This is a genomic window from Mesorhizobium sp. M4A.F.Ca.ET.090.04.2.1, assembly GCF_003999085.1.
Lineage (GTDB): Bacteria > Pseudomonadota > Alphaproteobacteria > Rhizobiales > Rhizobiaceae > Mesorhizobium.
This window is the reverse complement of the sequence record NZ_RZOT01000390.1, coordinates 1-5794: the sequence shown is the minus strand read 5'-3', so window position 1 is coordinate 5794 and position 5794 is coordinate 1. Positions and strand designations below refer to the sequence as shown.

Genomic DNA, 5794 nt, shown 5'->3' with positions numbered 1-5794 from the left:
GCGGCTTCGTCTATGTCTCGCAGGCACTGGTTGGTGAAGCTGTCGCGGCCGCCCAAACCGAGGATGGTCAATGGGCTCTTTCCTTCCATGCACACCAGCTCGGCATCATCGACACAAGGCGTATGACAAATAGGGGGAGAACTGTTACCTATGTATCCGGTTCAAACTGTTACCCATCTATCGGCTGGACACTGGCCGCGGCCCAGGCACGCTTCCTGCGACGCGGGTGATTGGCGAAAATCCGCGTGACGACGTCCTTCTCCCCGTTCACGGGGAGAAGATGGCGGCAGCCAGATGAGGGGCAGCGCCAACGTTCGAAGCTCCCCTGCACGAAATCTGCAAATCATTGCTGAAAATCTCAGGCGGCCCGCCCCGCTATCTCCTCGCCTGCTTGCGAGACAGGCGACATGCAGACACACGAAAGTCCCCGTTGGTCCCTGCCCTACCGGCTGCGCAGCGATGGCTGGTGGCTCGCCGCGAAAGCGCGGCCGACCGCGACGCTGTTGCCCTTCGTCCTTAGATCGCCGCCGCGCCATGCGCCGGCCAAAGCGAGGAAAACCCGGTCATGACAGATCTTCTCGCGCCGGCGCCGAGCTATTGCCAGCGCTTCGGCGTCGCCGTCCTGCTGGTCGCGCTGGCGGACTTTTTCTTCTATGGCCAGCCGGCCGGCATCACGTGGTTCCTGTTCGGCATCGTGCTCGCCGCCGCGATCGTGGCCCTCAATTCCCTGTCTCTCAATTCCATGAACCTTAACGATCGCTGGCTCTGGGTCAGGCCTGCCGCCCTGCTCGCGGCGCTGCTGCCGCTGGTCGAGAATGTCAGTCCGCTGTCGGTCTCGATCGCGCTCGTGGCGCTCTCGGCGTTCGCGCTTTCGCTGACCGGGCGGCTGCGCGCCGGCCTCGCCCGCATCGCCAGGCAGCTTTCGGCCTTCTTCATCGCCGCGCCGTTCCGCTTGGTGGGCGACTTCGTGCGCTGGCGCAAGGCGGCGCGGCGCCATGGCGGGCGGCGCATCCGGCTGGCGGCGATCGCCGTCTGGGTGATGCCGCTCGGCCTCGGTCTCGTCTTCCTCGCTCTGTTCGGCGCCGCCAATCCGGTCATCGAATACTGGTTCTCGCTGATCGACCTTTTTGCACTCCTCAACCTGATCCAGCTGCCGCGGCTGGTCTTCTGGCTGGCCGTGCTCGCTGGCATCTGGGCCTTCCTGCGGCCGCGCCTGCCGCGCTTCTTCCGCCGTTTGCCGCGCAAGTCGCGGATCGTCCGCACGGAACCGCCGGCTCAGGCAAGAACGACCATCGAGGACGTCCTCTTCGGCAAGGCGGCGATCCTGCGCGCGCTGCTCGTCTTCAACCTTCTGTTCGCGCTGCAGACCGCGCTCGACGCCACCTATCTGTGGGGCGGGGTGGCGCTGCCGGACGGGCTGACCTACGCCGCCTATGCGCATCGCGGCGCCTATCCGCTGATCGTCACCGCGCTGCTTGCCGCCGGCTTCGTGCTCGCAGCGCTGAGGCCCGGCAGCGAGACGTCGGAGGACCCGCTGATCCGCCGGCTGGTCTATGCCTGGGTGGCGCAGAACATCATGCTGGTCATCTCCTCGATGCTGAGGCTCGATCTCTATATCGGCATCTACGCGCTGACCTATCTGCGCATTGCCGCCTTCGTCTGGATGGGGCTGGTGGCGGCAGGGCTGGCGCTGATCATCGCCCGCATCGCGCTTGGAAAATCCAGCGAATGGCTGCTCTCCGCCAATCTTCTGACGTTATCGGCGACGCTTTATGTGTGCTGCTACGTCAACTTCGCCGCGCTGATCGCCAACTACAATGTCGACCATTCCTACGAAATGAACGGCCCCGGCACCAGCCTCGACCTTTTCTACACGAGGTCTCTCGGCCCCGCCGCGTTGCCGGCACTCGACCGCTTTTTTGACCATCAGAAGAAGGTGTTCCTCGCCGACAAACGCGATCCGGCTGACGCCTTCACCGAGGCCCGCTTTCGCGACGAGCAGAAAAACTGGCGCGCCTGGAGCTTTCGCGACTGGCGGCTTTTGCGCGCACTCGACAAAAGAGGTCCGCTCGTGGTTCCTCCCGGGTATCAACCCGCGATGCCGGACCTCTGATCGATGCCGCACAACATCCTCGTCGCCGACGACGATCCGCATATCCGCGAGATCATCTGCTTCGCGCTGGAAAAGGCCGGCATGAGGACGCAAGGCGTCGCCGATGGTGCCGCCGCCCTGCAGGCGATCGAGCGGCGCGCGCCCGACCTCGTCGTGCTCGACATCGGCATGCCGGAGATGGACGGGCTGGAGGTGTGCCGCAGGCTGAGGCAGCGATCCGACGTGCCGGTGCTGTTTTTGTCGGCGCGCGACGAGGAGATCGACCGCATCCTCGGGCTGGAAATGGGCGGCGACGACTATGTGACGAAGCCGTTCAGCCCGCGCGAGCTGGTCGCCCGCGTCAACGTCATCCTGCGCCGCGCCCGCCCGGCGTCGGCCGAGGCCGAAGAACGGCAGTTCTCGCATGGCGGGCTGGTGCTCATGCCGGCGAGCCACGGCGCCAGCTTCGACGGCAAGCCGCTGGCGCTGACGGGCATCGAGTTCGCGATCCTGAAAGGGTTCCTCGCCCGCCCCACGCATGTGCTTGCCCGCGAGGCGGTGATGGCCAATGCCTATGCCGCCAACATCCATGTCTCGGAACGCACCGTCGACAGCCATATCCGCAACATCCGCGCCAAGCTGGCGGCGGCCGGCTGCACCGATGCGATCGAGACCGTGCACGGCGTCGGCTTCCGGCTCGGCCGATGCGGCCATTGAACTCGCGGAAATGGATCGGGGACAAATGGCGGCCGCGGCTGGCCACTGTGGTGGTCGCCATCCTGATCGTGGTGATGGCGCTGCCGCTGGTCGGCCTGTTCTTCTTTCGCCTCTATGAGAACCAGCTGATCCGCCAGACCGAGGCGGAGCTGATCGCGCAAGGCGCGGTGCTCGCCGCCATCTATGCCGAGGATGTGCGCCAGGCCGGGATTGCGCCCGAGAAACTTGGCGCGCCGGTCTCGGCCGATCCGGCAAGGGACAACAACTATCCCTACGACCCGATCGAGCCGCGCCTCGACCTTGCCTCCGACGATGTCATGCCGACGCGCCCTGCGGCTGTTCCCGCCATTCCCGATGCGGCCTTCGCGGCGATCGGCGCGCGGCTCTCCGGCATTCTCGACGAAACGCAGAAGACGACGCTGGCCGGCTTCCGGCTGCTCGATCCCCGGGGCGTGGTCATCGCCGGGCGCGAGGAGGTCGGGCAGTCGCTGGCCGGCGTCGAGGAGGTGCGCGCCGCACTTGCCGGCCGCTATGGCGGCGCGCTCCGGCTCAGGATCCCCGACCAGCCGGCGCCGCCGCTCTATTCGGTTAGCCGAGGCACCAGGGTGCGCGTCTTCGTCGCCCTGCCGGTCGAGGTCGAAGGCCGGGTCGCCGGCGTGGTCTATCTGTCGCGGACGCCGAACAACATCGTCAAGCACCTCTACGGCGAGCGCGGCAAGGTGACCCTGGCGGCGATCGCGATTGTCGGCGGCACGCTGCTGATCGGGCTGGTCTTCCTGCGCACGGTGAGCCGGCCGATCTACGGGCTGATCGAGCGCACCAAGCGCATCGCCGCCGGCGATCGTGAAGCGATAAAGCCGCTCGACCATCACGGCACGCGCGAGATGGCCGAGCTTTCCGCCGCCTTCCTCGACATGGCCGAAAAGCTGCAGGCGCGCTCCGACAGCATCCAGACCTTCGCCACCCATGTCTCGCACGAGCTCAAATCACCGCTGACGGCGATTCAGGGGGCGGCGGAATTGCTGCGCGATTCCGGCGATGCCATGGACGAGGCCGAGCGGAAGCGGTTTTCCGACAATATCGTCACCGATGCCGGGCGACTCAATCTGCTGGTCCGCCGCCTGCTCGAGTTGGCGCGCGCCGAAAACCTAGCGCCCAGCGGCGAAAGCACGTCGCTCGAGGCGGCATTGGCGCTGCTGCCGGCGGACAACCGGCTCACGGTCCGCGTCGAGGCCGGCGGCGGGGTCGGCCTGAGTATCTCGGCCGAGAACGCGGCGATCGTGCTAGCCAATCTCATCGACAATTCGGCGCGGCATGGCGCGAGCCTGGTTTCAATCTCTGCCACGAACGCGACCGAGCGGGCGACCGTCTTGGTCAGCGATGACGGCGCCGGCATTTCGCCGAGCAACCGCGGCAAGGTGTTTGAGCCGTTCTTCACCACGCGGCGCGAGACCGGCGGCACCGGCATGGGCCTCGGCATCGTGCTGGCCCTCCTGAAAGCGCATGATGGCACGATCAGGCTGGTTGACAGCGAGCGCGGCACGCGCTTCGAGATCAGCCTGCCGGCGGCGTGAAGGATGCCGCAGGCTGGATCGGAGGAAGAAGTGCGCTACGACATCGTCATCATCGGCGGGGCCATCGTCGGATCCTCGGTCGCCTACTATCTGCGCGAGGAGGGATTTTCCGGCTCGATCGCGCTGGTCGAGCGCGATCCGCAATTTTCCCATGCGGCGACGACGCTGTCGCTGGCCTCGATCCGTCAACAATTCTCGATCCCGGAAAACATCCGCCTGTCGCAGTTCACGCTAAAACTGTTCCGGCGGCTGCAGGAAACTTTTGGCGCCGAGGCCGATATCGGCTTTCGCGAGGGCGGCTATCTGATCCTTGCCGGCGACAACGGGCTGCCGATCCTCAAAGCCAATCACGAAGCGCAGATCGCCGAGGGCGCCGACATCGTGCTGGAGGACCCCGAGCAACTGACGCACCGCTTCCCCTGGCTGTCGGCCGAGGGAATTTCCGCCGGCGCCTATGGCCGCACCGGCGAGGGCTGGTTCGACGCGCATGCGCTGCTGATGCTGTTCCGCAAGGCGCTGCGCGACAAGAAGATCGATTTCATCACCGCCGACGTCACCGGCATCGCGCGCGAGGGCAACCGCGTGACCGGCGTGAGTCTCGACAATGGCGAAAAACTCGAAGCCGGTATCGTCGTCAACGCCGCCGGCCCGAATGCTGGCAAGGTGGCGGCCTTTGCCGGACTCGCGCTGCCGGTCGAGCCGCGCAAGCGCAACGTCTTCGTCTTCGAGGCGCGCGAGAAATATGCCGACATGCCGCTGCTGGTCGATCCCAGCGGCATCTATGTGCGGCCGGAAGGCTCGGTCTACCTCACCGGCGGCGCCGAACCAGAGGAAGGCGACCATGCTCCCGATCCCGCGGATTTCGACGTCAACTGGCCTCTGTTCGAGGAGGTGATCTGGCCGGCGCTCGCCACCCGCATCCCGGCCTTCGAGGCGATCAAGCCGACGCGCGCCTGGGTCGGCCACTACGACTACAACACGCTCGACCAGAACGCGGTGATCGGGCCGCATCCGGAGGTCGAGAACTTCCTGTTCGCCAACGGCTTTTCCGGCCACGGCCTCCAGCAGGCGCCGGCGGTCGGCAAGGCGCTCTCCGAGCTGATCGTGCATGGCGGCTACCGAACGGTGGATTGCACGGCGTTCGGGTACAGCCGGGTGGCCGAGGGGCGGGCGTCCCGGGAGCTGAATGTGATTTGAAGGGGAGGCGCTAGGCCGCTGCCTGCCTGCCCTCGCCAAAATACCGCTGCAGCCAGCCCAGCGCCCGCGCCCAGCCATCGGCATGTTCGGCCGCGGCTTCGGCGAACCCTTCGAAACCACCGTGGCAGATGGTGAGCCGGGTGCCGGCGGACGTCGGCTCCAGCAGATAGGCCACCCTCGTTTCGTGGCGGCCGAGGGTCGGATGGTTCCAGTC

Annotated in this window: 5 protein-coding genes and 1 pseudogene; 5 read left to right on the top strand and 1 reads right to left on the bottom strand. The window is 66.4% G+C overall.

Annotated features, from left to right (window positions below; all coding sequences use genetic code 11):
* The 5 genes and pseudogenes from EN781_RS35500 to EN781_RS23565 all read left to right on the top strand — a co-directional run.
* Positions 1–230, top strand: a pseudogene (locus EN781_RS35500) (hypothetical protein); the annotation flags it as partial.
* 335 nt (positions 231–565) lie between these two features.
* Positions 566–2113 carry a DUF4173 domain-containing protein gene (locus EN781_RS23580; protein WP_126057384.1) on the top strand — a complete coding sequence of 516 codons (1548 nt, stop codon included), beginning with the start codon at positions 566–568 and terminating at the stop codon, positions 2111–2113.
* A 3-nt stretch (positions 2114–2116) separates the two neighbouring features.
* Positions 2117–2809 carry a response regulator transcription factor gene (locus EN781_RS23575; RefSeq protein ID WP_126057385.1) on the top strand — a complete coding sequence of 231 codons (693 nt, stop codon included), beginning with the start codon at positions 2117–2119 and terminating at the stop codon, positions 2807–2809.
* On the top strand, positions 2797–4383 hold the full coding sequence (locus EN781_RS23570) for an ATP-binding protein (RefSeq protein ID WP_126057386.1): 1587 nt from the start codon (positions 2797–2799) through the stop codon (positions 4381–4383). The genes EN781_RS23575 and EN781_RS23570 overlap by 13 nt, the downstream gene beginning before the upstream one ends.
* Positions 4384–4413: 30 nt before the next feature.
* A complete protein-coding gene (locus EN781_RS23565; RefSeq protein WP_127400377.1) occupies positions 4414–5580 on the top strand; it encodes an FAD-binding oxidoreductase in 1167 nt (388 codons plus the stop codon).
* A gap of 10 nt (positions 5581–5590) precedes the next feature.
* Here EN781_RS23565 and EN781_RS23560 read toward each other — a convergent pair.
* A partial coding sequence (locus tag EN781_RS23560; protein ID WP_189347773.1) for an SRPBCC domain-containing protein occupies positions 5591–5794 on the bottom strand: 204 nt, incomplete at its 5' end.